The organism is Streptomyces sp. NPDC014894, from assembly GCF_043080985.1.
GTDB lineage: Bacteria > Actinomycetota > Actinomycetes > Streptomycetales > Streptomycetaceae > Streptomyces.
On the sequence record NZ_JBIBWD010000010.1, the window covers coordinates 1 to 25,294 of the forward strand.

Below are 25,294 nucleotides of genomic sequence, written 5' to 3' on the forward strand. Positions count from 1 at the left end.
CTGTTGATAGTTCGGATGGGCGGCTTTCTGGTTGTTTTCGATTCTCCGGAGTTGGTGGGGGGGGTGTTTTTTTTTGGGGGGGGGGGGGGGGGGGGGGGGGGGCCCCCCCCCCCACGGCTCCCTCCACTCGGATCCGCTCAGACCCGGCCCGAACCGGTCACGGGTCTGCTCAGACCCGTTCAGACCCGCTCAGGCCCTGCGCAGACCGTTCAGACCCTGCTCAGCGAGGCCGCCGCGAAGAGCACGTCCCGGATCGCCTCGCGGTCGCCGTCCTGTCCGGCCGCCGCTTCCTCCGGCGGCATGTGCCCCGCGACCAGATGGCAGAACTCCACCCGGTCCAGCGCCACCTGTGCCACCGCGTGATCGGCGGAGCCCAGCGCGGCCGGGGAGTCGAGCGGGATGTACCAGTCGCCGCCGCCCGCGCCCTCGATCTCCAGATGGAGCGAACGGCCCGGCGAGCCCGCGGCGACCAGATGCCTGGCCGGCCCCGCCAGCCCCGCGCGACGGCGGCCGGCGAGCGCCGCGGGCAGCAGCCGGGCCACCAGATCGACCATCCGGTGCAGATGGGAGCCGCGCGGCGGATCGTACGGATAGTCCACCGCCTCCGCGATGTCGTCCGCGTGCATCCAGCACTCGAAGGCGCGGTCCAGCAGGGAGTCCCGCAGCGGCAGCGCGAAGTCCCCGTATGAGACCGACAGCTCGGCCACCCCGCGGCCCGCGAACGACACCGTACGGATCAGGGTGTGGCTCTGCTCCCGCCACGGCTCGTGCACCTCGCCCGCGACCGGGCGCGGCTCCTCCCGCCAGAAGCGCTCGCTGCGCCGAGTCGGGGAGAGCGGCGCGTTCCGGCCCAGCGGGTCGTCCAGGCCGAGCGCGCCCGCGACCAGCCCGTCGACGGTCATGAGATGGCCGATGACCCCGGCGACCGTCTCGGTCCGGTCCCGGGGCTCCTGCCCGTCGAACCAGCGCAGCCGCACCGGACGCTTCCACTCCGCCGTGCCGATGTCACGCAGCAGGGCGTCGAGCCGGGCGGTCTCCGCGTCGTAGGGCGCCGCCCACTCCGGCACCGGGATACGGGCGGGCCGACGGCCCAGACAGTTCTCCAGCACCCGGAACCGCAGCATCGGATCGAGATCCAGTTCGCGTTCGGTGTGCAGCAGCGCGACCGCGTCCCGCAGCCGCAGCGCCTCGTCGGCGCAGGGCGCGCACTCGCCGAGGTGAAGCTCGACCGAGGCGGTCTCCTCGGCGGAACAGGCGGAGAGCGCCCAGGCCCCGAGGAGGGATTTGAGCACGCCGTGGGAGGGGATCACCGCCTCGGCTCCGTCCGCCGCACCGCTTTCCGCACCGCTTTCCGCACCGCTCTCCGCGGCGGGCCGCAGCTCCGGTTCCAGATCGTCGGCGGCCGGGCGGGGGCCCGGTATGCGCGGGGCGTCGTGCCCGGCCGGGCGCTCATGTCCGCCCTCCCCCTCGCCGCCGTCGGCCCGGTTCGCGTCACCGGCGCCGTGGCGACGGTCCTGGCCGCCGCGCCCGCTCCGGCTTCCGTGACGGTCGTGGCTCTCGTCCGAGGCGCCGTTCACAAGGAGCGTCCGTATCCGGGTGGTGAGGAACCCTCCAGCGGGCGGCTGTGCGCGGTGGACAGCAGCTGGAGGCCGAGCCGCAGCCTCCGCCGGGCCTCGTCCTCGCTCACCCCGAGGTCCTCCGCGGTCTGCCGGTAGTCCCGCCGCTGGTGGTACGCCAGCTCCAGCGCGGCCCGCAGCGGCGCGGGCATCGAGGTGACGATGTAGTCCGCGCGGGCCGCCACCGCCGCCCGGCGCACCTTCTGCTCCAGCTCCTCCGGCGAACCGCCCTCGCCGGCGGCGAGGGCCGCCGCCTCGCTCTGGCGGAGCCGGTGCACGGCCTGGCTGTTGGTCAGCTTGGCCACCCAGGAGCGCATCGAACCCTGCTTCGGGTCGTAGGCGTCGGGATTCTCCCAGATGTAGCCGAACACCTCACGGGTCACCTGATCCGCCGCGCCGTCGTCGTCGAGCACCCGGTGCGCCAGCATGTGCACCAGCGAGGCGAACCGGTCGTACAGCTCGCCGAGCGCCGCGGCCTCGCCGCGCGCCAGACGCTGCTGCATCCTGCGGTCCCAGCGCGGCGGTGTGTCCTTTGCCATACGGCCCCCAAGCCCCAGCCCATGCCCTGCGTCGTGCTCCCGTGCCTCTCCGTACCTGTGTCCCCCTCCTCGCGAATGTAATGCGCGCGGATACTCGCGCACGCCCCTTTGCTTCAAGTGCGCCCCCAGGGGAAGGCCGAGGTGGTAGAGGGACCGTACCCCCGGAGAAATCGGCAGCAGACATGGGGTTTTATGTCTGATGGGTAGGAAAAAAGCGCACAATGGGGAGGTTTGGTGGTGACGCTCACTGTGGACGAGGTCCGCCGGGGCGCGTGGACCGTACTGCGCGTCCGTGGCGAACTCGACCTCGTGTCCTCGCCGGAGGTCCGCCGCCAGGTGCACGCCGCGGTGGCCGAGGGCCAGCGGGACGTCGTGCTCGACCTGTCGGAGGTGCTGTTCTGCGACTCCAGCGGAGTGGGCGTGCTGATCGCCGCCCGCCGGCTGCTGCACTCCTGCGGCGGCAGACTCCGGCTGATCCTGCCCGCCCGGGGCGCCGCCGACGGCTCGCACGTGAACCGGGTGCTGGGCGCGCTGGGCGTGCGCCGGCTCTTCGACGTGTACGCGGACACCGCCGCGGCGACCGGGGACGAGCCGGAGGCGCTCCCGGCGTGAAACGCCGTCAGGGGCGCGCCCCCGCCCGTTTCCCGGACCCCGGATCCGGTGAATTGGCGGGTACTTGCACGCGTCAGCCATTCGGGGCCGTACGCTCCCCGCATGGACAGCGCAGAGTACGAGCGCAAGATCGCGTCTCGCTTCGCCGCCTTTGACCAGGACGGCAACGGCTATATCGACCGGCAGGACTTCAGCGGGGCGGCTGCCGCGCTGCTCACGGAGTTCTCCACCACCGCCCGCTGTGCGCGCGGCCAGGCCCTCTACAGCGGCGCGGAGGCGTTCTGGCAGGGCATGGCCGGGATCGCCGACGTGGACGGCGACCAGAGGGTTTCACGCCAGGAGTTCATCACCGGAGCGGTGAAGCGGCTGCGGGACAATCCGCAGCGTTTCGCGGAGATCGCCCGGCCGTTCTTGCACGCGGTCGTCGCGATCGCGGACGAGGACGGCTCCGGGATGACCCCGTCGTCCGTGGCGCGGGTGCTGAAGGTGCTGGGCGTCGACCGCAATCTGGCGACCGAGGTCGCGCGGGCCCTGGACGCCGACGGCGACGGCCGGATCAGCGAGGAGGAGGTGCTGTCGGCCTTCGCGTCCTATTACGTGACGCCGGAGCACCCGTAGCGGACCGTGTCCCCGGGGCCGCCGCCGTCGGTGGGCGGCGGCGGCCCCGGGGCGTTCCGGTCAGCGGACCAGCTCGGCGGCGAGCAGATCCATCAGCAGTCCGTCGTGCCACTCGCCGTCCGCGCCGCGCTCGTAGGCGCGCATGACGCCCACCGGCCGGAAGCCCACCTTGGCGTAGCAGCGGATGGCCGCCGTGTTGTCGGCCGCCGGATCGATGGTCAGCCGGTGGTGGCCGTGGTCGTCGACGAGATGGGCGGCGAGGGTGCGCACCGCGTCGGAGCCCAGCCCCCTGCCGTGCACCGAGGGATCGAGATAGAGATCGATGCCCGCGTGCCGGTAGTCGGGCTCGTCCTCGGAGTTCCACTGGATCAGACCGACGGTCCGTCCCGCGTACTCGATCGTCAGACACCGGGTGTCCGGATCGGCGAGATCCTCCGCGGTCTCCGCCGCCAGATCCTCCCCGCCGCGCCATCGGGCGCGCACCTCGGGAGCGGCCCTGATCGCGGCCAGGGCGGGGACATCGGCGGGGACGGCGGGACGGAGGGCGACGGACGCGCCGCGCAGCACGGTCATGGCGCGGAAGCCTAGGCGGGCCGCTCGGGCGACGGCGACCGATTTCCGCGCGGCGGGGACGGCGCGGTCCCGCGCGGCGGGGGCGGTGCGATTCCCTCCGGCGCGGAGGGTGTGATCCCCTCCGGCCCGGACGGAGCGGGCCCGTCCGCCGGGGCGGTGGGCGCCGGGCAGCCCTCGAAGACGTCGAGCATCCGCCCGAGCACCCGTACGCAGGCCGTCACCTCGGCGTCCGTCAGATCCCCGTCCACCCGCCGCAGCAGCGCGTGCTCGCGGGCGGTCACGGCGTCGATCACCGCCCGGCCCTCGTCGGTGAGCCGGATCAGCGAGGAGCGCTGATGGGCCGGGTTGGGGAGGGTCTCGACCCAGCTCCGGTCCGCCGCGTCATGGACCATGCGCTGGACGAACTGCCGGCTCAGCGCCTGTGTGCGGCCCATCTGGGGCACGGTCATGGGCCCGTGCTCACGGAGCAGATCCAGAACGGCCCGTACGCCCACGGACGCGCCCTCGATCGGCGCGGCCTCCTCCACCTTGCGCAGCACCTGCCGGTACAACGGCCCGACCAGGGCGAACACCTCCATCAGCCGGGGTGCGAGGTCATCGGGGGACAGGGGCCTGCCGTCGTCGGTCACCCGCTCAGCATGACACCTCGGTTGCCAAAGGGGGAATCATGATGACACCTTGGGTGTCATGACAGCTGCTTCCGAGGTGTTCCAGTTCGCGACCGAGGGCCGGCGCATCGCCTACCGCGACACCGGCGGGGGCCCGCCGCTGGTGCTGCTGCACGGCGGATTCCTGGACCACCGCATGTGGGACGACCAGATTCCCGCCCTGGCCGCCGAGTACCGGGTGATCGCCCCCGACGCCCGGGGGCACGGCGAGTCCTCGAACGCGAACGGCCCCTTCCGCCCGACCGACGACGTCGCCGATCTGCTGCGCGGTCTCGACACCGGCCCCGCGATCCTCGTCGGCCTCTCCATGGGCGCGGCCACCGCCGTCGACACCGCGCTCGAACACCCCGATCTGGTCCGGGCCGTCGTCGCCAGCGGGGCCGGCACCAGCGAACCGGAATTCACCAGCCCGTGGACCGTCGGGGTCAACACCGCCTGGACGAAGGCGCTCGCCGCGGGCGACATCGACGGCTGGCTCGACGCCTTCACCCTCTTCGCCCCCGGCCCGCACCGCCCGCTCGACGCCGTCGACCCCGGCGTCGTACGGCGTCTGCGCGCGATGTGCGACCACACCGTCCGCAAGCACACCACCGGCGAACCGCCCCTGATCACCCCCGTCGCCGACACCTGGGCCCGCGCCTCCCGGATCCGCGTCCCGGTCCTCGCCCTCAACGGCTCCCTCGACGCCGACGACCACCTCGCCATGTCCGCCCGCCTGATCGCCGCCGTCCCCCACGGCCGCACCGCCCTGATCGACGCCGCCGCCCACTACCCCAACATGGAACGCCCCGCCGAGTTCACCGCCGCCCTCACGGACTTCCTCCGCACCCTCTGACCGCCGCCGCGCGGAGTGCTCCTCCCCTCGGGGCGACCGCTCCGCGCCGCCGGCTCACACCGATTCGTCGGCGGACGGGGTCTACTCCGACGGCCACGGAACGACCGAAGCGGTCGCCATCCCGTTGTGGTCGAAGGAGCAGGCGTCCAGTTCGATGCTGCGGATGAGGACGCCCGGAAGGTCCGCCATGCGGGCGAGGGCCTGTGCCATGGCGTCCATGAGCGTGTCCGCCGGGAAGTAGCAGACGAACGACGACTCCACGCCGGGCACTTCCACCAGGCTCACGAATCCGTCGGCGAAGCTGTCGAGATGGTCCAGGGCGTCGGACTGCTCCGGGGTGAGCGGATCCCGCGCGTGCATGGTGAAGTGCCAGCTACGCGCAGCCTCGGTGGTGCTTGGTGAAGTCATCGATCTTCTTCGCCTCGTCCCCTGTACTCCTGGGGGTGCAGTACACCCGCACGTACTTGTTGTCGCACGGGCAGCAGACGACATACCCCCAGCGATGCCCGTTTCTGTCGTGCTTCACCTTAAGACCGCATGCCTCGGCCCTCCTGAGCGCCGCCTCGACGTCCTTCTTCTGATGTCGGTCTCCCAGTCCCATGGCCGTACGTTCTACTCCGCCGCCCGGGCCCCCGCGCCGTCGAGCGGGGCATTTCATCCCATCGGGTCACGGACGTGCGGGCGGTCCGTCCGGTCAGTGGGCGGAGGTGTCGGGGAGGCGGTCGAAGGGGCAGGGTTACGGGGGTTCGGATGTGACGGGTGTGGTGGAGAGGGAGCGGAGGGGCGATGGCGTCGCGGGAGACGATCACCGTGGAGCGGATGGACGCGGCGGGGGCGGTGCGGGTGGAGGGGGAGTTGAGACGGGTGTACGCGGAGGTGTTCGCGGAGCCGCCGTACGAGGAGACGGCGGAGGGGGTGGAGGCCGGGCTCCGGCGGTTTCACGGGAAGGCGGGGGAGCCGGGGTTCCGGGCGGCGCTCGCCCGGGACGGGGACGGGGAGCCGGTGGGGATGGCGTACGGGTACGCGCTCGGGGCGCGGAACGACTGGTGGGACCGGATGGTCGAGCCGGTGCCGGAGGCCCTGTCCCGTGAGGACGGCGGACGGACCTTCGGCCTGATGGAGCTGGCGGTACGGGCGCGGTGGCGGCGCTTCGGCGTCGGGCGGCGGCTGCACGACGCGCTGACCGAGGGGGCGGAGGAGGAGCGGATGCTCCTCAACATGTGGCCGGAGGCCCGGGCCGCGCTGGCGGCCTACCGGCGGTGGGGCTACCGGAAGGTGGGGGAGGCGCGCGCCGGGGACAGCGGCTTCGTGCTGGACGTGATGGTCCTGGAGCTGCCGCCGGGCGCGGCGTAGAGAAGGGCGGCCGGGCGCGGGAGCCCCGGACAGGCCCGAGACACCGGGCGGGCGGCCTGGCGAGAGCCCCGGACAGGCCCGAGACACCGGGCGGGCGGCCTGGCCCGGGCCCAGGGCGGGCGCGGGACACCGGGCTCCGCCCGGGACCCGGCCCCCGTCAGGAGAACCTCTCGCGCAGCCGGTACTTCAGCACCTTCCGCAGCGCCTCGTTCCGCGGCAGCTCCGCCACCGTCTCCAGCTGTTCGGGGAGTTTGTGCGCCGCGAGCCCGGCGGACCGGAGATGGGCGGTGAGGGTCTCCAGGGTCGGGGGCTCGGCGGCCGGGCGGGGGACCACCACCGCGCAGACGCGTTCGCCGCGCACGGCGTCGGGCAGTCCGACGACGGCGGCCTCGCCGACGGCGGGATGGGTGTGGAGGAGATCCTCGATCTCACGGGCGGAGACGTTCTCGCCCTTGCGGATGATGACGTCCTTGAGCCTGCCGGTGAGCACAAGACGCCCCTCGGGCGTGAGCCGCCCCAGATCCCCGGTGATCAGGAACCCGTCCTCGTCGAAGGCCGCCGCCGTCTGCGCCGGGTCGAGATACCCCCGGCACACCGCCTCCCCGCGCAGCCGCACCTCCCCGTCCACGATCCGGATCTCCATCCCGGGCGGCGGGCGGCCCTCGGTCGTCGCGAGGTTCTCCGGGCCGTCGCCGGGGGATCCCATGGTGATCATCGGGACCTCGGTCATGCCGTAGCCGTGGGTCAGCTCGCACCCCAGCTCGCGGACGACGGCGTGGTACAGCTCCGGCGGCTTGGGCGCGCCGCCCCCGGCCAGCAGCCGCAGGGTGGGGATCAGCGGGCGGCCGGGGTCCTTGCGCTGTTCGGCGAGGAAGAGGCTGTAGAACGCGGTGGAGCCGCCCGCCGTGGTGACGCCGTGCCTGCGGTACTCGGCCAGCGCCCCGGGGAGCGCGAACGTCTCGAAGAGGACCGCGGGGAACCCGTACAGCAGCAGCATCACCAGATAGTCCGCGCCGCCGATGTGCGCGTACGGGAAGGCGATCGAGCCGATGTCGTCCGCCGACAGTCCGAGCGCGTGGGCGAGGCAGGAGCCGCCGGCGATCAGGGAGCGGTCGGTGTGCAGGACGCCCTTGGGCTCGGAGGTGGTGCCGGAGGTCCAGTAGATCCAGCGGACGTCCGTGCCGGAGGCGGGCGGCGGGGGCAGCGCCGAGGGATCGCCCGCGGGGAGCGGGCCGTACGCCTCGAAGACGCCGCGCGCGCCGAGCCGCCGGGCCATCTCCGTGTGGTCGAAGCCCCGCCAGGCGCCGGGCACGGCGAAGAACGCGGCCTTCGACGCGCGCAGCGCGAAGCCGACCTCGCGGTCGCGGTAGAAGGGGATGACCGGTGACTGGACCGCGCCGATCCGGGCGAGCGCCAGGGAGAGCACGACGGTCTCGATCCGGGTCGGCAGCTGCCAGGCGACGACGGTCCCGGGCCGCACCCCGCGTTCGTACAGCCCCGCCGCCGTGGCCTCCGCGCGCTCGCGCAGTCCGCCGAAGGTCAGGGCGGCGTCGCCCTGGAGGAGGGCGGGCCGGTCCGGGGTGAGGGCGGCCCGGCGGCGGGCCAGCTCCCAGAGGGTCGCCGACCGTCCCAGCGCGTGCGCGGTCCCGTTCATCCCGTACCCCCGCCGTAACTGATGGAGCGTCAGTCAGTGGCCAGAGCGTAGGGCTGCGCGCCTTGTCGGTCCAGGGGTGCGGGGCTAGCCTGATTTCTGACGGGTCATCAGATCCAGTTCTTCCAGGGCACCGCGGAGAGGAACACCATGGCCGAACTCCCCCGGATCGTCAGCGTGGACGACCACGTCATCGAACCCGCGCACCTCTTCGAGACCTGGCTCCCGGCGAAGTACCGCGCCCGCGGACCCCAGCCGCTCACCGCGGGCATCGGCGAGCTGGCCTACATCGGCGGGAAGTACCGGATCACCATGGACCCGGACGGCCCGCCCACCGACTGGTGGATCTACGAAGACCTCAGGTTCCCGTACAAGCGGAACATCGCGGCCGTCGGCTTCGACCGTGACGAGATGACCCTGGAGGGCATCACCCGGGCGGAGATGCGCCCCGGCTGCTGGGACCCGGCGGCGCGCCTCGCGGACATGGACCTCAATCATGTGGAGGCCTCGCTCTGCTTCCCCACCTTCCCCCGCTTCTGCGGCCAGACCTTCGCCGAGGCCCGCGACAAGGAGGTCGCCCTCGCCTGTGTGCGCGCCTACAACGACTGGATGGTCGAGGAGTGGTGCGGCGACAGCGGCGGCCGGCTGATCCCGCTCTGCATCATCCCGCTCTGGGACATCGACCTCGCCGTCGCCGAGCTGAAGCGGAACGCCGAGCGCGGGGTCCGGGCGGTCACCTTCTCCGAGATCCCCACCCATCTCGGGCTGCCGTCCATCCACTCCGGACACTGGGACCCGCTCTTCGCCGTCTGCGAGGAGACCGGAACCGTGGTCAACATGCACATCGGCTCCTCGTCCCAGATGCCGGCCGCCTCCCCGGACGCCCCGCCCGCCGTCCAGGCCGCGCTGAGCTTCAACAACGCCATGGCCTCGATGATGGACTTCCTCTTCAGCGGGGTGCTGGTGACCTTCCCCCGGCTGAAGCTCGCCTACAGCGAGGGCCAGATGGGCTGGATCCCCTACGCCCTGGAGCGCGCCGACGACGTATGGCGCGAGCACCGCGCCTGGGGCGGAGTCAAGGACCTCGTCCCCGAACCGCCCTCCAGCTACTACTACCGCCAGATCTTCTGCTGCTTCTTCCGCGACAAGCACGGCATCGCCGCGCTCGACGTCGTCGGCCGCGACAACGCCACCTTCGAGACCGACTATCCCCATGTCGACTCCACCTTCCCCCACACCCGCGAGGTCGCCCTCGACCATGTGCGCGGGCTGGACGACGAGACCGTCTACAAGCTGATGCGCGGCAACGCGATCCGCATGCTCGGCCTCGATCTGGACCGGGACCGGGACCGGGCCGGGGATCGGGATCGGGATCGGGACCGCCGCCAGGCCGGGGAGCGGCGCTCGGCCCCGGACCGGACCCAGGCCCCGGACCGGACCCAGGCCCCGGACCGGACCCAGGCCCCGGACCGGATCCGCTAGTGGACCTCGCCGACACCGAGGAGGAGGCGGCGTTCCGCTCCCGGCTGCGCCGCTGGCTCGGCCGCGCCCTGCCCGGACTCCCCGCCCCGCCCGCGCCCGACGACTGGCCGGGACGGCGGACGTACGACACCGGCTGGCAGCGGCGGCTGTACGACGCCGGATACGGCGGGCTCCACTGGGACGCGCCCCCCGCCCGGCGGCTGATCTTCCTGGAGGAGACCGAACGCGCCGGAGCCCCCTACGTCGGCGCGAACTTCGTCGGCCTGCTGCACGCCGGACCGACCATCGCCGCCGAGGGCACCGACGCCCAGCGCGAGCGCTGGCTCGAACCCGTGCTGCGCGGCGACGAGATCTGGTGCCAGGGCTTCAGCGAGCCCGGCGCGGGCTCCGACCTCGCCGCGCTGCGGACCTCGGCGGTGCGCGACGGCGACGACTACATCGTCACCGGCTCCAAGCTCTGGACCTCCCACGCGCAGGTCGCGGACTGGTGCGAGCTGCTCGTACGCACCGACCCCGGCGCCCCCAGACACCGGGGCATCTCCTGGCTCGCGCTGCCCATGGACGCGCCCGGAGTGACCGTACGGCCGCTGCGCACCCTCGCCGGGACCGACGAGTTCGCCGAGGTCTTCCTCGACGGGGTGCGGGTCCCGGTCGCCAACCGGGTCGGCGCGGAGAACGACGGCTGGCGGGTCACGATGGTGACGCTCTCCTTCGAACGCGGGACCGCGTTCGCCGGCGAGGTGGTGGCCTGCCGCCGCGACCTGGAGCGGATCGCCGCCGCCGCCCGCGCGGGCGGCCACTGGGACGATCCGGCGCTGCGGAGCGCCCTGGGGCGGCTGAACGCCGAATTCCGCGCGCTGTGGCGGCTGATCCAGTGGAACGCGAGCGAGGCGCGGCACACCGGCGGGCCGCCCGGCGCGGGAGCCTCCGTCTTCAAGCTGCGCTACTCGCAGGCCCGGCAGGAGCTGTACGAGACGGCGGCCCGGGTGTGCGGGGACGCCGCCCTGGACCTCGACGGCGCGTGGACGGCCGACCGGCTCTCCTCCCTCTCGTACACCATCGCCGCAGGCACCTCCCAGATCCAGCGAAACATCATCGCCGAGCGGATCCTCGGCCTTCCGAAGGGCGGCTGACGGCATGGACTTCCGGCTCACCGACGACCAGCGGGCGCTCGCGGCCGGGGCCCGACGGGCGCTGGAGCGCCTCTGGCCGCGGGACGCGCTCCGGGAGCCGGTGGACCCGGCGCGGCTGCGGGAGCTGTGGCGCGGGCTCGGGGACGCCGGATTCTTCGCGCTCCGGCTCCCGGAGGAGGCCGGCGGCACGGGGCTCGGGGCGGCGGAGGCGGTCCTCGTGCTGGAGGAGGCCGGACGGGCGCTGCTGCCGGGGCCGCTGGTCGCCACACAGCTCGCCGCCGGGACGGTCGGGGGCGCGGCCGAGGGCCGCACGGTCGTCACCCGGGTCGACGGCACGCTGGTGACCTGGCTCGACGCCGCCGACCGGGTGCACGGGGGAGCGGAGTGCGCCGGGGCGGTCGCCCTGCGCTCGGTCGACCCGCTCACCCCCCTGCACCGGGTGCCCGGCCCGGCCGCCGTGTACGAGCCCGCCGCCGCGCTGCTCATCGCCGCCGAACAGCTCGGCAGCGCCGCCCGCACCACCGAGACGGCCGTGCGGCACGCCGGTGAGCGCGAGCAGTTCGGCCGGCCGGTGGGGTCCTTCCAGGCCGTCAAGCACCTGTGCGCGGAGATGCTCGTACGGGCTGAGACGGCCAGGGCGGCGGTGTACGCGGCGGCCGTCACCGAGGACCCCGTCGAGATCGCCGGGGCCAAACTGCTCGCCGACGAGGCCGCCGTGCGCAATGCGCGCGACTGCCTCCAGGTGCACGGCGGGATGGGCTTCACCTGGGAGGCGGAGGTGCATCTGCACCTCAAACGGGCCTGGGTGCGGGCCCGGATGCGGCCCGTGGAGGAGGAGGCGGCGGAGCTGCTGGCGAAGGCGCTCGGCGCCGGGAACGGCTGACGGAGCGCCACGGCGTCGCGAACGCCATCACCGGTGGTGTCACTGAGCGTCGATATCGGCTTGTGTCCGGTACGCGGCCGTCACACACCGGCGGCGGGGTCCGGCTCCGGTACGCTCCGTGGGATGCGAGTCGTATCGAGTCCCCTGGCCAGACGGTCTACGAGCCTCTGTTCGACTCCCCGTGACGCGCGTCGCACAGTATGCGCCACGGGTACTCCTTCGCGCTGGAATATGCCCGAAGCGCTTGTTGCGGTGACTGTACGTCAACCATGCTGTGGTGTGAGGAAGTCACGTTCAGTGACCTGGCTAAGGTCGATGGCCCAGTCGGGGCGTGAGGCGATGTGTCCGCCGGTTCGGATGGTGTGAGCGGTGCAGGTGCTCCAGGTTCAGTTGGAGGTCGGGCCCGATCCCGCGGAGGTGGGACGCGCGCGCAGATGGGCCCGCTCACGGCTGGTCAAGTCCGGGATACGGGGTGACGAGCCGCTGGCCGACACCCTGATCCTGCTGATCTCCGAGCTGGTCACCAACGCGGTCGTGCACACCGGCTGCCCGGCCGTGCTGCGGATGCTCTTCGGCGCGGGGGCGGTGGAGGCGGGGACGGTACGGGTCGAGGTCGCCGACGCCTGCCCGCGCCCGCCGCGCCCGAGGCGCGCCGCCGGCGAGGACACCGGCGGTCGCGGTCTGGAGCTGGTGGACGGGCTCGCCGACCGCTGGGGCTGGCGCGAGGAGGGCGCCGGGAAGTCCATCTGGTGCGAGGTGGACCGGGGAGTGCCGGAGCTGGCGTACGAGCGCGAGGCGGCGGGCCGGCTGATGGCGGCGCGGCGGTAGCGGGCGGACCGGGTCCTGGGGTTCGGGGCGCGGGTCTCACAGGATCGCGACGGGGGCGACCGGGGATCCCGTGCCGCCGACGAAGGGTTCCGGCACGGCGGAGAGCAGGAACGCGTACCGCCGTTCTTGTGCACAGGCTGTGGACAAGTTTTCCAGATCCCAGTTCTGGCCCTGCGGCATGCCCATCTCGACCAGGTCGAGCGCGTGCACCGGCAGCCACAGATCCTCGATCTCGGGCGGGACGATCTCGAAGGTGAGGGTGTCGTTCGCGACGGCGGCGACATCGCGGGCGTGGAACCACGCGGGCGCGCGCACCGAGAGACCGGGGGACGGGAAGCCGTAGCCGCTCCGGTCCCCGGCGAGGCAGAGCCCGATCTGCCCGGTCCGCACCAGCACGATGTCCCCGGCGCCGACGGTGACCCGGCCGAACTCGGCGGCCTCGTCCAGATCGTCCGGGGTGACCGCGTGGCCGGCCGGGAGCCGGTCGAGCCCCTTGGCCCGCGCCACGTCCAGCAGCACGCCCCGGGAGACCGCCGGGGGGAGCGTGTCGATGCCGCTGAACCGGGACCGGGCGGCGGCCGTGACGGTGTCCGCCGGGCGGCCGTTGTAGATCCGGCCCGAGTGGGAGGCGTGGGTCAGCGCGTCCCAGTGGGTGCCCGCCTGGAGCCCCATGGTGACGGCGTCGTCGCTGATGGCCACCGACCCGGGGCCGAACATCTCGTCGTTGATCAGGGTCATCGTGTGCAGCGGGTCGATCCGGCCGGGGACCAGGCCGGTCTGCACGCCCTCCCGGCGCAGCGGGAGCGCGAGGGGGATCCGCAGTCCGGCGCGGACGGTGGCGGCGGCGGAGCGCACCGACTCGGCGGTGATCAGATTCAGGGTGCCGATCTCGTCCTCGGCCCCCCAGCGGCCCCAGTTGTTGACGCGCGCGGCCATCTCGTGGAACTCCGGGGGCAGTGGCATCAGGATCGGGCCTCCTGGGGCTTGTGCTCGGGCGACCGGCCGGACATAAAATCTAACGGTCCGTCAGAAAGCGCGGGAAGGGGCCGGTCGTGGGGAACTTCTTGGCAGGCAGGGTCGTCGCCGTCACCGGCGCGGGCCGGGGCATCGGCCGCGCGGTCGCGCTGGCCTCGGCGGCGGAGGGGGCCGCCGTCGTCGTCAACGACCTCGGCGTGTCCTTGGCGGGCGGCGAGCCCGCCTCCGAGGTGGCGGAGGCGGTCGCCGAGGAGATCCGCGCGTCCGGCGGGCGGGCGGTCGCCGTCGGCGACGACATCTCCACCATGGCCGGCGGGCAGCGGGTGGTGGAGGTCGCGCTCGCGGAGTACGGGCGGATCGACGGGGTCGTCTGCGCGGCCGGGATCCTCCGCGAACGAATGCTCTTCAACATGTCCGAGGAGGAGTGGGACCCGGTCCTCGCGACCCATCTGAAAGGGACCTTCACCCTCTTCCGGGCCGCGTCGGCGGTGATGCGGGGGCAGCGGTCGGGCACGCTGATCGGCGTCACCAGCGGCAGCCACCAGGGGTCCGCGGCGCAGGCCAACTACTCAGCCGCGAAGGGCGGGATCATCTCGCTGGTCCGCAGCGCCGCGCTCGGCCTCCACAAGTACGGCGTCACCGCGAACGCCGTCGCGCCCGTGGCCCGTACCCGGATGTCCGCGAAGGTCCCCGCGGAGCTGAAGGAGATCGGCGAGCCCGAGGACGTCGCCGCGCTCGTCGTCTACCTCCTGTCCGAGCGCGCCCGCGAGATCACCGGGCAGGTGTACACGGTGGCCGGGCCGAAGATCGCGGTGTGGGCGCAGCCGAGGGAGTTGAGGGCGGGGTACGCGGAAGGGGGGTGGACGCCTCGGAGCATCGCCGAGTTCCTGCCGAGCACGGTCGGCATCGACCCCATGCCCCTCCTCCCCCCACCCCTCACCCGATGACCCCGCGCCGCCCTTCCGGCCCCTCCTGCGTCTGCCGCTCCCAGCCTGCCCGGGCGGAATCTCCCAGCCCGTCCGGGCGGAAATTCCCAGCCCGTCCGGCGTTTGAGGACGGACCTCCGGCCCGGGGGCGTGAGCCAGTCCCGACCTGTCCGGGCGGAATCTCCGAGCCCGTCCGGCGTTTGAGGACGGACCCGCACTCCAGGGGCCCGCACTGGAAAGGAACCGGTTGGTGGGTGACCGCACGTGGTGATGGCGCGGGAGACCTCTGGCCGGGGTCCGTCCTCAATCGCCGGGCGGGCTGGGGGTGGTCGTCCGGGTCGGGTTCGGCCCGGGTGCGCCGGGGCGCGGGTCCGTCCTCAATCGCCGGACGGGCTGAATGGGGTCGCCCGGGTGGGCGAGGGGCGCCGGGCTGCGGCCGTCCGGGTCGGGATTGGCTCAGGCCCCCTGAGCGGAGGTCCGTCCTCAAACGCCGGACAGGCTGAAGTCGACAGGCGCCGGACAGGCTGAAGTCGACAGGCGCCGGACGGGCTGAGAACGACAAGCGCAGGACGGGCTGAATGGGGTCGCCCGGGTCGGAAAGGGCCCCCGGGCTCGGGGTGTTCGCGGGTTCGGGTTGCTTCGGGCAGGTGGAGGAGGAGGCGGGATGAGGGATGAGGAGGGGTTTCGGGGGGAGGCGCGGGGGTGGTTGGAGGCGCATGTGGGCGAGGGGTACCGGGGCGCGGGGGGCGGCCCGGGCAGCGAGCACGAGAGCCTGGACACCCGCCGCCGCTGGGAACGCGAACTCGGCCGCGCCGGCTGGATCGGCCTCGGCTGGCCCACCGCCGCCTACGGCAACCGCACCGCCACCCTCCTCCAACAGGTCGCCTGGGCCGAGGAGTACACCCGCGCCCAGGCCCCCGCCCGCCTCGGCCACATCGGCGAGAACCTCCTCGCCCCCACCCTCATCCGCTACGGCTCCCCGGCCCAGAAGGACCGTTTCCTCACCCCCGTCGCCCGGGGCGAGGAACTCTGGTGCCAGGGCTACAGCGAGCCCGGCGCGGGCTCCGACCTCGCCGCCGTCCGCACCACCGCCGTCCGGGAGGGCCCCGTCCACCGCCTCACCGGCCAGAAGACCTGGACCTCCCTGGCCCAGCACGCCGACTGGTGCTTCGTCCTCGCCCGCACCGACCCCGACGCCCGCCGCCACCGGGGCCTCTCGCTCCTCCTGGTCCCCATGGACCAGCCGGGCCGCGTCGAGGTCCGCCCCATCCGCCAGCTGACCGGCACCAGCGAGTTCAACGAGGTCTTCTTCGACGGCGCCGTCGCCCGGCACGAGCATCTCGTCGGCGGCGAGGGCAACGGCTGGCGGGTGGCGCTCGGCCTGCTCGCGCTGGAGCGCGGCGTCTCCACCCTCGTACAGCAGATCGGCTTCGAGGCCGAACTGGCCGACGTCGTCCGCACCGCCGTCGCCACCGGCGCGGCCGGCGACCCCGTGATCCGGGCCCGGCTGGTGCGCCAGTGGGCTGAGCTGCGCACCATGCGGTGGAACGCCCTGCGTACCCTCGGCTCCGGCGCCGGGGACGACCCCGGCGCGCCGAGCGTCGCCAAGCTGCTCTGGGGCGGCTGGCACCAGCGCCTCGGCGAGCTGGCCGTGGCGGTGCGCGGTCCGGCCGCCACGGCCGGACCGTACGACTGGAGCGGGGAGCGGCCGTACGAACTCGACGCGGCCCAGCGGCTGTTCCTGTTCAGCCGGGCCGACACCCTCTACGGCGGCTCCGACGAGATCCAGCGGAACATCATCGCCGAGCGGGTGCTCGGCCTACCGAGGGAGCCACGATGAGAGGTGTCGTCTTCGACGGCGCGACGGCCCGGTTCGCCGACGATCTCCAGGTGCGCGAGCCCGGCCCGGGCGAGGTCCTGGTCGCCGTCGCCGCCGCCGGGCTCTGCCACAGCGATCTCGCGGTGATCGACGGCACCATCCCGTTCCCCGTGCCGGTGGTGCTGGGGCACGAGGGCGCGGGGGTGGTGGAGGCCGTGGGCCCCGGGGTCGGGCATGTCGGGCCCGGCGACCATGTGGCGCTCTCCACCCTCGCGAACTGCGGCGCGTGCGCCGACTGCGACCGGGGCAGGCCCACGATGTGCCGGAAGGCGATCGGCCGCCCCGGCAGACCCTTCCGCCGGGGCGCGGCGCCGCTCTTCCAGTTCGCGTCCAACTCGGCCTTCGCGGAGCGTACGGTCGTCAGGGCCGTGCAGGCGGTCCGGATCCCGGCCGACATCCCGCCTGCGTCGGCGGCGCTGCTGGGGTGCGCGGTGCTGACCGGCGTCGGCGCGGTGCTGAACCGGGCCCGGGTGGCCCCCGGCGAGAGCGTCGTCGTCATCGGCGCGGGCGGCGTCGGGCTCAATGTCGTACAGGGCGCGCGGCTCGCGGGGGCGTCCGAGATCATCGCCGTCGACGCCGACCCGGCGAAGGAGAAAACCGCCCGCCTCTTCGGCGCGACCGGCTTCCGCACCTCGGCCGGGACGGTCCGCGAGACGCTGCCGACCGGGGCGGACCATGTCTTCGAGTGCGTCGGGAACACCGCCCTGATCCGCCAGGCGATCGATCTGCTGGACCGCGGCGGCCAGGCGGTCCTCCTCGGGACGACCGCGCCCACGGCGGAGACGTCCTTCGCCCCGTCGGCGATGTTTCTCGACAAATCGATTCTGGGCTGTCGTTACGGGTCCTCCCGCCCGCAGCACGACATCGCCCGGTACGCCGGGCTGTACCGGCAGGGCCTGCTGCTGCTGGACGAGCTGGTCGGCGCGACCTATCCCGTCGAGGAGTTCGCCCGTGCCGCCGACGACGCCCGCCACGGCCGGGTGACCCGAGCGGTGCTCACCTTCGGGAGCTGACGACCGCCGCCGCCCCGACCGCCCCGGCAGCCCCGACCGCCCCGACGGATCCGACCTCCCCGACCGCCCCGACGGATCCGACCTCCCCGATCGGCCGGGCGGACCCGGCCTCCCCGTCCCCCGCCGACCGGAAGGTGCGCCGGTACACCGTCGGCGGCACCCCCAGCGCCGACTGGAGGTGCTGCCGCATCGACTGGGCGGTGCGGAATCCGGCGTCCCGCGCCACCCGGTCCACCGACAGCTCCGTCGACTCCAGCAGATGCCGGGCCCGCTCCACCCGCTGCTGGGTGAGCCACTGCCCCGGGCTCACCCCCACCTCCTCGCGGAAGCGCCGGGTGAACGTCCGTACGCTCATCGACTCCTGCTCCGCGAGGTCCCGCAGCTGGATCGGCTGGTGCAGCCGCCCCAGTGCCCAGCCGCGCGCGGCGGAGGTGGTGGCGAACCGGGGCTCCGGGACGGGCCGCCGGATGTACTGCGCCTGTCCGCCGTCCCGGTGCGGCGGCACCACACTGCGCCGGGCCACGTCATTGGCGACCGCCGAGCCGTGGTCACGGCGGACCATATGGACGCAGAGGTCGACCCCGGCGGCGACCCCGGCCGAGGTCAGCACCTCCCCGTCGTCCACGTACAGCACGTTCGGATCGACCCGGACCGTCGGGAACAGCCGCTGGAACTGCTCGGTCCAGCTCCAATGGGTCGTCGCCGGGCGGCCGTCGAGGAATCCGGCCGCCGCGAGGAAGAAGCCGCCCGTGCAGATGGACGCCATCCGGACGCCGGGCCGGACGGAGGCGAAGATCCCGGCCAGCTCGTCCGGGAGCCGGCCCTCCCGGAAGAGGACGGCGGGCTGGTACGCGGCCGGGACGATCACCGTGTCCGCCTCGGCCAGCGCCTCGGGGCCGTGCTCCACCCACAGTTCGAAGTCCGCCTCGGTGGCGACCCGGCCGGGCACGGCGGTGCAGGTGGTGACCGTGTAGAGGGGATCGCCCGCCGGGGAGTAGGCCCGGCCGAAGATCCGGTGGGGGATGGACAGCTCGAACGGGATCACCCCGGGGAGCGCCAGGACGACGACCCGGTGCGGTGCGGAAGCCATGGCCCGATCCTAGCGAAAGGTGTCCTTCGGGCCACTCGATGGCGCGAGACGCTCCCCGGAGGCTGGACTCCGTGACCGAGACACGCCAGACCGACGACCAGACCGATGACCAGACCGACCACCGAACCCCCGACGCCCCCTCCGGCGACTCCCGCCCGCCCGCGCCCCGCCCCGGCCGCTTCCGGGCGCACCGCGCCTGGTCCGTCGCCGCCGTCGCCTTTGTGACGATCATCGGAGCCGCCGGCTTCGCCTCCCTGCCCGGCCTGCTGATCGAGCCGCTGCACGGCGATTTCGGCTGGTCGCGCGGCACCATCGGCTTCGCCGTCTCGGTCAATCTCGCGCTGTACGGGCTGACCGCGCCGTTCGCCGCCGCCCTGATGGACCGTTTCGGCATCCGCCGGGTGGTCGCCGCCGCCCTCACCGTCATCGCGATCGGCGCGGCGCTCACCGTGACCATGACCGAGCCCTGGCAGATGGTGCTGTACTGGGGCGTTCTGGTCGGGCTCGGCAGCGGATCGATGGCGCTGGCGTTCGCCGCGACCGTCACCAACCGCTGGTTCGTGCGGCGGCGCGGTCTGGTCACCGGCATCCTCACCGCCGCCGGGGCCTCGGGCCAGCTGGTCTTTCTGCCGCTGCTGTCCTGGCTGGTGGAGGAGCGCGGCTGGGAGCCCGCCGCCCTCACGGTCGCGCTCGCCGCGCTGGCCGTCGTCCCCCTGGTCTGGCTGCTGCTGCTCGACCACCCGGCCGACGCGGGGATCGCGGCGTACGGGGCCGAGGGCTTCACGCCCAAGCCCGCGCCGGTGCCCGGCGCGGCCCGCCGTACCGTCCAGGTGCTCTTCAGAGCCGCGCGCACCGGCCCGTTCTGGCTGCTGGCGGGGACCTTCGCGATCTGCGGCGCGTCCACCAACGGCCTGGTGAAGACCCATTTCGTGCCCGCCGCCCACGACCACGGCATGCCGATCACGGCGGCGGCCTCGCTGCTCGCGGTAATCGGCGTCTTCGACGTCATCGGCACCATCGCCTCGGGCTGGTTCACCGACCGCTTCGACGCCCGCAGACTGCTGGCGGTGTACTACGCGCTGCGCGGGGTGAGCCTGCTCTTCCTGCCGATGCTGCTGGCCCCCTCGGTGGAGCTGCCGATGGTCTTCTTCATCGTCTTCTACGGCCTGGACTGGGTGGCGACCGTCCCGCCGACGATCGCCCTCTGCCGTGAGCACTACGGCGAGGACAGCGCGATCGTCTTCGGCTGGGTGCTCGCCTCGCACCAGGTGGGCGCGGCGGTGGTGGCGTTCGCGGGCGGCGCGGCGCGCGACGTGTTCGGCTCGTACGACGTGGTCTGGTACGCCTCCGGGGCGCTCTGCGCGATGGCCGCGCTGATGGCCCTGGTGATCACCCGCCGTCCGCCCGCCGCCCCGGCCCCGGCTCTCCCCGGTGGTCTCGACAGCTGAGGGGTGGGGTGTGCGAGGGTGAAGTGCCCTGTGTGAGAGGAGAGTTACGTGATCATCTGGCTGAACGGAGCCTTCGGGGGCGGCAAGACGACGCTCGCCGCCGAGCTGCACCGGCGGCTCCGGGGGTCCCTGGTCTTCGACCCGGAGCAGGTCGGCCATGTGCTGACGGAGATCGTGACCGCGCCGACCGGGAACTTCCAGGACCTCCCGCTGTGGCGGAGCCAGGTCGTCTCGCTGGGCCTGGGTCTGGTGCGGGAGTACGGGCGGCCCGTCATCGCCCCCATGACCCTGGTCGAGCCCCGGTACGCCGAGGAGATCCACGGCGGACTCCGCGCGGCGGGGGTTCCCGTCCACCACTTCTTCCTGGACGTCGGCCCCGACGAGCTGGTCCGGCGGCTCGACGCGCGGATCAACCACGAGGACGACCCGGCACGGGACGAGCGCGTCAGACAGTGGACCAAGGACCAGATCCCGGCCGCCACGGCCGCGCTCGCCACGCTGTCGCCGGACACCGTCGTCCTCGACGGGGAGCGGCCCACGGCCGAGCTGGCCGACGAGGTGATCGCCCATGTCGAAGGGCGGGACGGCGGACCGCCCGGCGTCTGATGAGCGAGGTCAGTGGACCGGGGCGCCGGGACCGGGGCGCGGCCATGGTGTGCGGCGCGCTCGCGGGACCGGCGCCAAACCGGCGGCCCCGGCTCCGGGCGCCGAACCGGCGGCCTCACCGCTCCAGACGCCGGAACCGCCCCCGGTGGAAGACCAGCGGCTCGCCGCCCCCCTCCGCGCCGAGCGCCACGATCCGGCCCACGACGATCAGATGGTCGCCCCCGGTGTGCACGGCCTGGATCTCGCAGTCCGCCCAGGCCGGCGCCCCGGCGAGCAGGGGCGAGCCGGTGACCGGCGCGGGCCCGTGCGCCACCCCGGCGAACTTGTCCGCCCCGCTCACCGCGAACCTTCGGCAGAGCGCCTCCTGCTCCTCGCCCAGCACATTGGCGCAGAAGCTTCCCGCGCGGGCGATGCGCGGCCAGGTCGCCGAGGCGCGGCCGACCATGAAGACCGCCAGCGGCGGATCGAGCGACAGCGAGGAGAACGACTGGCAGGCGAATCCGGCCGGGCCGTCCCCGTCGCGTGCGGTGACGACGGCGACCCCGGTGGGGAAGTGCCCGAGGACCCGCCGCAGCTCCGCCGCGACGACCGGCGGCCGCCCGGCCTCCCCGCCTTCCCTGCCCTCCCCGCCCTCCCCGCCCTCCCCGACAGGCCGGAGCACGGCCCGGGGCGCGGTCCGGGGAGCGGCCCCGGGCGGTGTCCCGTACCGCGCCCCGGCGGGGGCGGATCCGGCGGAGCGGAGATGCCGGACGGCGGTGGCGGCCATGGCCGCGTGTCCCATCACCCGACCATTGAAACTGACGTACCGTCAGATAGGAACCCCGGGAACACGCCGGAACCCGCCCGCCCCCGGCCCCCGATCCGCGGCGGGCCCTCGGCCCCCGCATCGCTCAACTCCCCTGGACCCGTGCGCGGTTCGGGTCTAGCCTGACAGTGCCTTACCTCATCAGTGGGCTGGGCCGGGTTCCTTCGGATGATCCGCCGTCCTGGGGGTCGCCGGATCCACCGGGCGACCCGGCCCACACGAGAATGAGATGAGGTGGCACATGGTGGACACCGAACGCGCCCGGAAAGGGCGGGTCCGCGAGGTGACGGAACGGCTGGGCATAGCCCTCGGAGCGCGAGCGCTCTGGGAGCTGGTCGTGAAGCTCCTCAACCACCACTGAGCCCGCGCCGCTGGATGGAACCCCCAGTCGTCCAGCGGCATGTGCTCGAAGGGCCCCTCCGCCACGGCGGCAGGGGCCCTTCATCCGTCCGAGGCCCGGCTCAGCGCCCCTCGAACACCGCGCTCCGGCGCTCCACGAAACTCGCCACCCCCTCCCGCGCGTCCCTCGTCGTCATATTGATCTCCTGCGCCGCCGCCTCCGCCGCGAACGCGGCCGCCCGGTCCGACTCCAGCGAGACGTTCACCAGCTGCTTGGCGAGCGCCAGCGCCCGGGTCGGCCCCCGGGCCAGCCGCTTCGCCCACTCCCCGGCCGTCCGCTCCAGCTCGGCGGCCGGAACGACCCTGTTGACCAGCCCCATCCGCAGCGCGTCGGCGGCCGGCACCGAGTCGCCGAAGAACATCAGCTCCTTGGCCCGCAGCGGCCCGACCAGCCGCGTCAGCAGATACGCCCCGCCGCCGTCCGGCACCAGACCGCGCCGGACGAACACCTCGGTGAATCGGGCCTCCTCCGCCGCCAGCACCAGATCGCAGGCGAGGGCGAGATGGACGCCGACGCCCGCCGCCGTGCCGTTGACCGCCGCGATCACCGGCTTCTCGCACTCCAGCACCGCCGCGATCAGCCGCTGCGCCCCGCACCGGATCGTCCGGCTCACATCGCCCGCGACCGGCTCCCGCCCCGGCCCGGCGGTGCTGCCGCGCAGATCGGCCCCCGCGCAGAAGCCCCGCCCGACGGCGGTGAGGACGACGGCCCGTACCGCCGGATCCCCCGAGGCGGCGTCGAGCAGGGAGATCAGCAGCTCGCGCTGGTCGCGGGCGAGGGCGTTCATCACCTCGGGCCGGTTGAGGGTGATCCACAGGACGCCGCCGTCGACGCGGTGCAGCACCTCGCCTCCGCCCACCGGCGCACCGCCGCCGCTCGCCCGCGCCTCGCCGCCGCTCACCGGCACACCGCGAACGCGTCCAGCGCCACCGCGCCCTGGCCGCGCTCCAGCACCACGAGCGGATTGATGTCCAGCTCGTCCAGGTCGTCCCCCAGCTCCAGCGCCATCCGCTGCACCCGCAGCACCACCTCCACCAGCGCGTCCACATCCATCGGCGGCCCGCCCCGCACCCCCTCCAGCAGCGCCCGCCCCCGCAGCTCGCCGAGCATCGCCCGCGCCTGGTCCTCGCCGAACGGAGGCACCCGTACGGCCACGTCCTGGAGCACCTCCACCAGGACCCCGCCGAGCCCGACCGTCACCGTCGGCCCGAACAGCGCGTCCCGGGTCACCCCGACGACCATCTCCACACCCCGGTCGACCAGCTGGCAGACCAGGACGCCGTCCAGGTCGACGCCCTCGCGGCGGGCGATCCCGGTGAGGTCGCGATAGGCGTCCCGCACCTGGCTGGCGGAGGTGAGACCGACGGTGACCAGGCCGAGTTCGGACTTGTGGGCCAGCCGGTCGCCGGACGCCTTCATCACCACCGGATAGCCGACCAGCCCGGCCGCGCGGACGGCCGCCGCCGCGCTGGTCACCAGCTGCTCGCGCGGCACCCTGATCCCGTACGCCCGCAGCAGCTGCTTGGCCGCGTGCTCGCTGAGCTGCCGGCCGGGGCTCAGCAGAGCACGCGCCCTGCGGTACGAGGGCGAGGGGCCGCGCGGGGCCTCGTCGAAGGGGGAGCGGTAGCCGCTGGTGAAGCGGTGGTGGCCGAGATAGGAGCGGACGGCGTCCACGCAGTTGCCGAAGGTGCGGAAGGTGGCCACCCGCGAGGAGCCCAGCAGGGTCTCCCGGTACGCGGCCTCCGTGCCCACCGGAGACCCCCACACCACGCACACCAGCTTCTCGGTGGCCTCGGCGGCGGCCACCAGATCCTCGGCCAGCCGGTCGCTCATCGGCGGGAACGGACCGGTGATCGGACAGATCAGCACCCCCACCTCGGGGTCGGCCAGGATCGCGTCGATGATCTTCCGTCCGCGCCAGTCGCCCACGGGGTGGCCGCCGTTGTCCACCGGGTTGGCGACGCTCAGATACTCCGGTATCCACCGGTGCAGCTGCTTCTGCCGGGCCTCGGAGAGCCGGGGCAGCGGCAGCCCGGCGGCGGTCGCCAGATCGGCGAAGTGGGCCCCGGTGCCACCGGAGATCGAGTAGACGACGACGCCTTCGGCGACCGGTTTACGGGCCCGGGCCAGCAGGGCCGAGGTGTCCTGGAGCTGGTCCAGACCGTCGACGCGGATCACCCCGTACTGCCGCATGGCCGCGTCCACCACCTGGTCGGCGCCGGTCAGCTTCCCGGTGTGGGAGGCGGCCATCCGCGCGCCCGCCTCCGTCCGCCCGACCTTCACGGCGACCACCGGCACCCCGCGCCGGGCGGCCCGGTCGGCGGCGAGCAGGAAGGACCGCCCGTCCTTGAGTCCCTCGACATAGCAGGCGATCGCCCCGACCTCGGGGTGCTCGGAGAAGTACGAGATGAAGTCGGCGGTCTCCAAGTCGGCCTCGTTGCCGGTGGGCGCCCAGTGGGAGAGCCGTACGCCCAGCTCCTGGAGGGTGAAGACGGGCCGGCCCTGGTGGCCGGACTGGGTGATCAGCGCGATGGCGGGACCTTCGAGATCGTCGCGGAAGGTCTCGAAGGCGTTCAGATTGGTGTTGGGCCCCAGCAGCCGCACGCCCGTCCGCGCCACCTCCTCCGCGAGCCGGGCCTGCGCCCGCGCGCCCGCCTCGCCGGTCTCCGCGTATCCGGAGGCGAAGGCGACCGCGAAGCCGATCTTCGCCTCGGCCAGTTCGCCGATCAGCGGCAGCGGATCGCCGACCAGCAGCACCGCGAGATCGACCGGTTCGGGCAGCGCGGCCACCGAGGGCGCGCAGCGCAGTCCGAAGACCTCCTCCCGCGCGGGATGCACGGGGTGCAGCCGGGCGCCGACCCGCTCGGCCCAGCCGATGAGCTGCCGGGTGATTCCGGCGCTCGGCCGCCCCTCCCCGTCCGACGCGCCGATCACGGCGATCGATCGGGGCCGGAAGAAGCGGTCCAGGTCGGGTACGGGCGCGTACAGCGGCCGTCCGCTGACATCCAGGTCACCGGCGGTCGCGGTGACCGAGGCGGTGTCGTGGACGGCGTCGCGGGAGTGGTCTCCGCAGGCGACGACGCGTGCGCGGAGGCCGGAGGTGAGGGTGCCGTGAGTCGATCCAAGCATCGCTGAGCCCCGCTCCTGCTCGGTGCAAACTAACTGACGCGTAGTCAGATTACTGATCTGACGCACAGTCAGGAAGAGCCCGTGCCGCACCGGGCCCCGAGCCCCTCGGTCGCGGCCGTCTCGGGCCGCGCCCGGCCGGGCCCCGGGCCACCGTGATCCTAGGGACCGGGAGGGCGAGGGGTAACGGGACTTCCGGCCAGTCGGACGCCGGTCGCGCCGGGGTGTCGGGGGC

The 25,294-nt window shown here is 73.6% G+C and carries 23 protein-coding genes and 2 pseudogenes; 13 read left to right on the forward strand and 12 right to left on the reverse strand.

The window, feature by feature from the left end:
• Positions 1-209: 209 nt before the first annotated feature.
• Together ACF089_RS23645 and ACF089_RS23650 are read right to left on the reverse strand one after the other, a co-directional pair.
• Positions 210-1,577, reverse strand: coding sequence for a maleylpyruvate isomerase N-terminal domain-containing protein (locus ACF089_RS23645; RefSeq protein WP_392029774.1), 1,368 nt, complete (start codon positions 1,575-1,577; stop codon positions 210-212).
• A complete protein-coding gene (locus tag ACF089_RS23650; RefSeq protein WP_392029777.1) occupies positions 1,574-2,155 on the reverse strand; it encodes a sigma-70 family RNA polymerase sigma factor in 582 nt (193 codons plus the stop codon). The genes ACF089_RS23645 and ACF089_RS23650 overlap by 4 nt, the downstream gene beginning before the upstream one ends.
• A gap of 237 nt (positions 2,156-2,392) precedes the next feature.
• On the opposite strand from ACF089_RS23650, the gene ACF089_RS23655 reads away from it, so the two are divergent.
• Complete coding sequence (locus ACF089_RS23655) at positions 2,393-2,767, forward strand: STAS domain-containing protein (protein ID WP_392029780.1); 375 nt, start codon at positions 2,393-2,395, stop codon at positions 2,765-2,767.
• Positions 2,768-2,869: 102 nt separating this feature from the next.
• Positions 2,870-3,385 (forward strand): EF-hand domain-containing protein, encoded by a 516-nt coding sequence (locus ACF089_RS23660; protein ID WP_392029783.1) that lies wholly within the window; start codon positions 2,870-2,872, stop codon positions 3,383-3,385.
• A 60-nt stretch (positions 3,386-3,445) separates the two neighbouring features.
• Here the strand turns inward: ACF089_RS23660 and ACF089_RS23665 are convergent, their stop codons facing one another.
• Complete coding sequence (locus ACF089_RS23665) at positions 3,446-3,958, reverse strand: GNAT family N-acetyltransferase (protein ID WP_392029786.1); 513 nt, start codon at positions 3,956-3,958, stop codon at positions 3,446-3,448.
• A gap of 173 nt (positions 3,959-4,131) precedes the next feature.
• Positions 4,132-4,536 (reverse strand): annotated as a pseudogene (locus ACF089_RS23670) (MarR family winged helix-turn-helix transcriptional regulator); the annotation flags it as partial.
• Between the two features lie 109 nt (positions 4,537-4,645).
• Here ACF089_RS23670 and ACF089_RS23675 point away from each other — a divergent pair.
• On the forward strand, positions 4,646-5,461 hold the full coding sequence (locus tag ACF089_RS23675; protein WP_392029789.1) for an alpha/beta fold hydrolase: 816 nt from the start codon (positions 4,646-4,648) through the stop codon (positions 5,459-5,461).
• Positions 5,462-5,542: 81 nt separating this feature from the next.
• Here the strand turns inward: ACF089_RS23675 and ACF089_RS23680 are convergent, their stop codons facing one another.
• Entirely contained in the window at positions 5,543-5,869 is a 327-nt protein-coding gene (locus ACF089_RS23680; RefSeq protein ID WP_392029792.1) for a hypothetical protein, read from the reverse strand.
• Positions 5,835-6,062, reverse strand: coding sequence for a hypothetical protein (locus tag ACF089_RS23685; RefSeq protein ID WP_392029795.1), 228 nt, complete (start codon positions 6,060-6,062; stop codon positions 5,835-5,837). The genes ACF089_RS23680 and ACF089_RS23685 overlap by 35 nt, the downstream gene beginning before the upstream one ends.
• A gap of 185 nt (positions 6,063-6,247) precedes the next feature.
• On the opposite strand from ACF089_RS23685, the gene ACF089_RS23690 reads away from it, so the two are divergent.
• Positions 6,248-6,814, forward strand: a complete 567-nt coding sequence (locus ACF089_RS23690) for a GNAT family N-acetyltransferase (protein WP_392029798.1) — start codon at positions 6,248-6,250, stop codon at positions 6,812-6,814.
• Positions 6,815-6,971: 157 nt separating this feature from the next.
• Here ACF089_RS23690 and ACF089_RS23695 read toward each other — a convergent pair whose 3' ends face one another.
• Positions 6,972-8,468, reverse strand: a complete 1,497-nt coding sequence (locus ACF089_RS23695) for a class I adenylate-forming enzyme family protein (protein WP_392029801.1) — start codon at positions 8,466-8,468, stop codon at positions 6,972-6,974.
• Positions 8,469-8,615: 147 nt separating this feature from the next.
• Between ACF089_RS23695 and ACF089_RS23700 the strand changes: the two are divergent.
• The 4 genes and pseudogenes from ACF089_RS23700 to ACF089_RS23715 form a co-directional block, all read left to right on the forward strand.
• A pseudogene (locus tag ACF089_RS23700) lies at positions 8,616-9,806 on the forward strand (amidohydrolase family protein); the annotation flags it as partial.
• Positions 9,807-9,946: 140 nt separating this feature from the next.
• Positions 9,947-11,080: an acyl-CoA dehydrogenase family protein gene (locus ACF089_RS23705; RefSeq protein ID WP_392029804.1), complete on the forward strand. Its 1,134-nt coding sequence runs from the start codon at positions 9,947-9,949 to the stop codon at positions 11,078-11,080.
• 4 nt (positions 11,081-11,084) lie between these two features.
• Complete coding sequence (locus tag ACF089_RS23710; protein ID WP_392029807.1) at positions 11,085-11,963, forward strand: acyl-CoA dehydrogenase family protein; 879 nt, start codon at positions 11,085-11,087, stop codon at positions 11,961-11,963.
• Between the two features lie 369 nt (positions 11,964-12,332).
• Positions 12,333-12,791 (forward strand): ATP-binding protein, encoded by a 459-nt coding sequence (locus ACF089_RS23715; protein ID WP_392029809.1) that lies wholly within the window; start codon positions 12,333-12,335, stop codon positions 12,789-12,791.
• 36 nt (positions 12,792-12,827) lie between these two features.
• On the opposite strand, the gene ACF089_RS23720 is transcribed toward ACF089_RS23715, so the two are convergent.
• Positions 12,828-13,754, reverse strand: coding sequence for a cyclase family protein (locus ACF089_RS23720; RefSeq protein ID WP_392029812.1), 927 nt, complete (start codon positions 13,752-13,754; stop codon positions 12,828-12,830).
• A gap of 89 nt (positions 13,755-13,843) precedes the next feature.
• Between ACF089_RS23720 and ACF089_RS23725 the strand changes: the two genes are divergently transcribed.
• The 3 genes from ACF089_RS23725 (at position 13,844) to ACF089_RS23735 (ending at position 17,584) form a co-directional block, all read left to right on the forward strand.
• Positions 13,844-14,713, forward strand: coding sequence for an SDR family oxidoreductase (locus ACF089_RS23725; protein ID WP_392029815.1), 870 nt, complete (start codon positions 13,844-13,846; stop codon positions 14,711-14,713).
• 643 nt (positions 14,714-15,356) lie between these two features.
• Positions 15,357-16,532, forward strand: coding sequence for an acyl-CoA dehydrogenase family protein (locus ACF089_RS23730; protein WP_392029818.1), 1,176 nt, complete (start codon positions 15,357-15,359; stop codon positions 16,530-16,532).
• Positions 16,529-17,584 carry an alcohol dehydrogenase catalytic domain-containing protein gene (locus ACF089_RS23735; RefSeq protein WP_392029821.1) on the forward strand — a complete coding sequence of 352 codons (1,056 nt, stop codon included), beginning with the start codon at positions 16,529-16,531 and terminating at the stop codon, positions 17,582-17,584. Before ACF089_RS23730 ends, ACF089_RS23735 begins: the two co-directional genes overlap by 4 nt.
• Here the strand turns inward: ACF089_RS23735 and ACF089_RS23740 are convergent.
• The gene (locus ACF089_RS23740; RefSeq protein WP_392029825.1) at positions 17,568-18,674 is read right to left on the reverse strand and encodes a GlxA family transcriptional regulator; all 1,107 of its coding nucleotides are present in this window, start codon (positions 18,672-18,674) and stop codon (positions 17,568-17,570) included. The two genes, ACF089_RS23735 and ACF089_RS23740, sit on opposite strands and share 17 nt — an antisense overlap.
• Before the next feature lie 71 nt (positions 18,675-18,745).
• Here ACF089_RS23740 and ACF089_RS23745 point away from each other — a divergent pair, with 71 nt between their 5' ends.
• Both ACF089_RS23745 and ACF089_RS23750 read left to right on the forward strand, forming a co-directional pair.
• Entirely contained in the window at positions 18,746-20,122 is a 1,377-nt protein-coding gene (locus ACF089_RS23745; RefSeq protein ID WP_392029828.1) for an MFS transporter, read from the forward strand.
• A gap of 48 nt (positions 20,123-20,170) precedes the next feature.
• Entirely contained in the window at positions 20,171-20,728 is a 558-nt protein-coding gene (locus ACF089_RS23750; RefSeq protein WP_392029830.1) for an AAA family ATPase, read from the forward strand.
• Positions 20,729-20,843: 115 nt separating this feature from the next.
• Here ACF089_RS23750 and ACF089_RS23755 read toward each other — a convergent pair whose 3' ends face one another.
• The 3 genes from ACF089_RS23755 to ACF089_RS23765 form a co-directional block, all read right to left on the reverse strand.
• Entirely contained in the window at positions 20,844-21,509 is a 666-nt protein-coding gene (locus tag ACF089_RS23755; protein ID WP_392029833.1) for a flavin reductase family protein, read from the reverse strand.
• A gap of 485 nt (positions 21,510-21,994) precedes the next feature.
• Complete coding sequence (locus ACF089_RS23760; RefSeq protein WP_392029836.1) at positions 21,995-22,840, reverse strand: enoyl-CoA hydratase/isomerase family protein; 846 nt, start codon at positions 22,838-22,840, stop codon at positions 21,995-21,997.
• Positions 22,831-25,062, reverse strand: coding sequence for an acetate--CoA ligase family protein (locus tag ACF089_RS23765; RefSeq protein WP_392029839.1), 2,232 nt, complete (start codon positions 25,060-25,062; stop codon positions 22,831-22,833). The genes ACF089_RS23760 and ACF089_RS23765 overlap by 10 nt, the downstream gene beginning before the upstream one ends.
• Positions 25,063-25,294 lie beyond the last annotated feature (232 nt).

Coding starts and splice junctions, on each gene's coding strand:
- ACF089_RS23650 (WP_392029777.1), bottom strand. CDS start 2,155: ATGGCAAAGGACACACCGCCGCGCTGGGACCGCAGGATGCAGCAGCGT.
- ACF089_RS23660 (WP_392029783.1), top strand. CDS start 2,870: ATGGACAGCGCAGAGTACGAGCGCAAGATCGCGTCTCGCTTCGCCGCC.
- ACF089_RS23665 (WP_392029786.1), bottom strand. CDS start 3,958: ATGACCGTGCTGCGCGGCGCGTCCGTCGCCCTCCGTCCCGCCGTCCCC.
- ACF089_RS23675 (WP_392029789.1), top strand. CDS start 4,646: ATGACAGCTGCTTCCGAGGTGTTCCAGTTCGCGACCGAGGGCCGGCGC.
- ACF089_RS23680 (WP_392029792.1), bottom strand. CDS start 5,869: ATGACTTCACCAAGCACCACCGAGGCTGCGCGTAGCTGGCACTTCACC.
- ACF089_RS23685 (WP_392029795.1), bottom strand. CDS start 6,062: ATGGGACTGGGAGACCGACATCAGAAGAAGGACGTCGAGGCGGCGCTC.
- ACF089_RS23690 (WP_392029798.1), top strand. CDS start 6,248: ATGGCGTCGCGGGAGACGATCACCGTGGAGCGGATGGACGCGGCGGGG.
- ACF089_RS23695 (WP_392029801.1), bottom strand. CDS start 8,468: ATGAACGGGACCGCGCACGCGCTGGGACGGTCGGCGACCCTCTGGGAG.
- ACF089_RS23710 (WP_392029807.1), top strand. CDS start 11,085: ATGGACTTCCGGCTCACCGACGACCAGCGGGCGCTCGCGGCCGGGGCC.
- ACF089_RS23720 (WP_392029812.1), bottom strand. CDS start 13,754: ATGCCACTGCCCCCGGAGTTCCACGAGATGGCCGCGCGCGTCAACAAC.
- ACF089_RS23730 (WP_392029818.1), top strand. CDS start 15,357: ATGAGGGATGAGGAGGGGTTTCGGGGGGAGGCGCGGGGGTGGTTGGAG.
- ACF089_RS23735 (WP_392029821.1), top strand. CDS start 16,529: ATGAGAGGTGTCGTCTTCGACGGCGCGACGGCCCGGTTCGCCGACGAT.
- ACF089_RS23740 (WP_392029825.1), bottom strand. CDS start 18,674: ATGGCTTCCGCACCGCACCGGGTCGTCGTCCTGGCGCTCCCCGGGGTG.
- ACF089_RS23755 (WP_392029833.1), bottom strand. CDS start 21,509: ATGGGACACGCGGCCATGGCCGCCACCGCCGTCCGGCATCTCCGCTCC.
- ACF089_RS23765 (WP_392029839.1), bottom strand. CDS start 25,062: ATGCTTGGATCGACTCACGGCACCCTCACCTCCGGCCTCCGCGCACGC.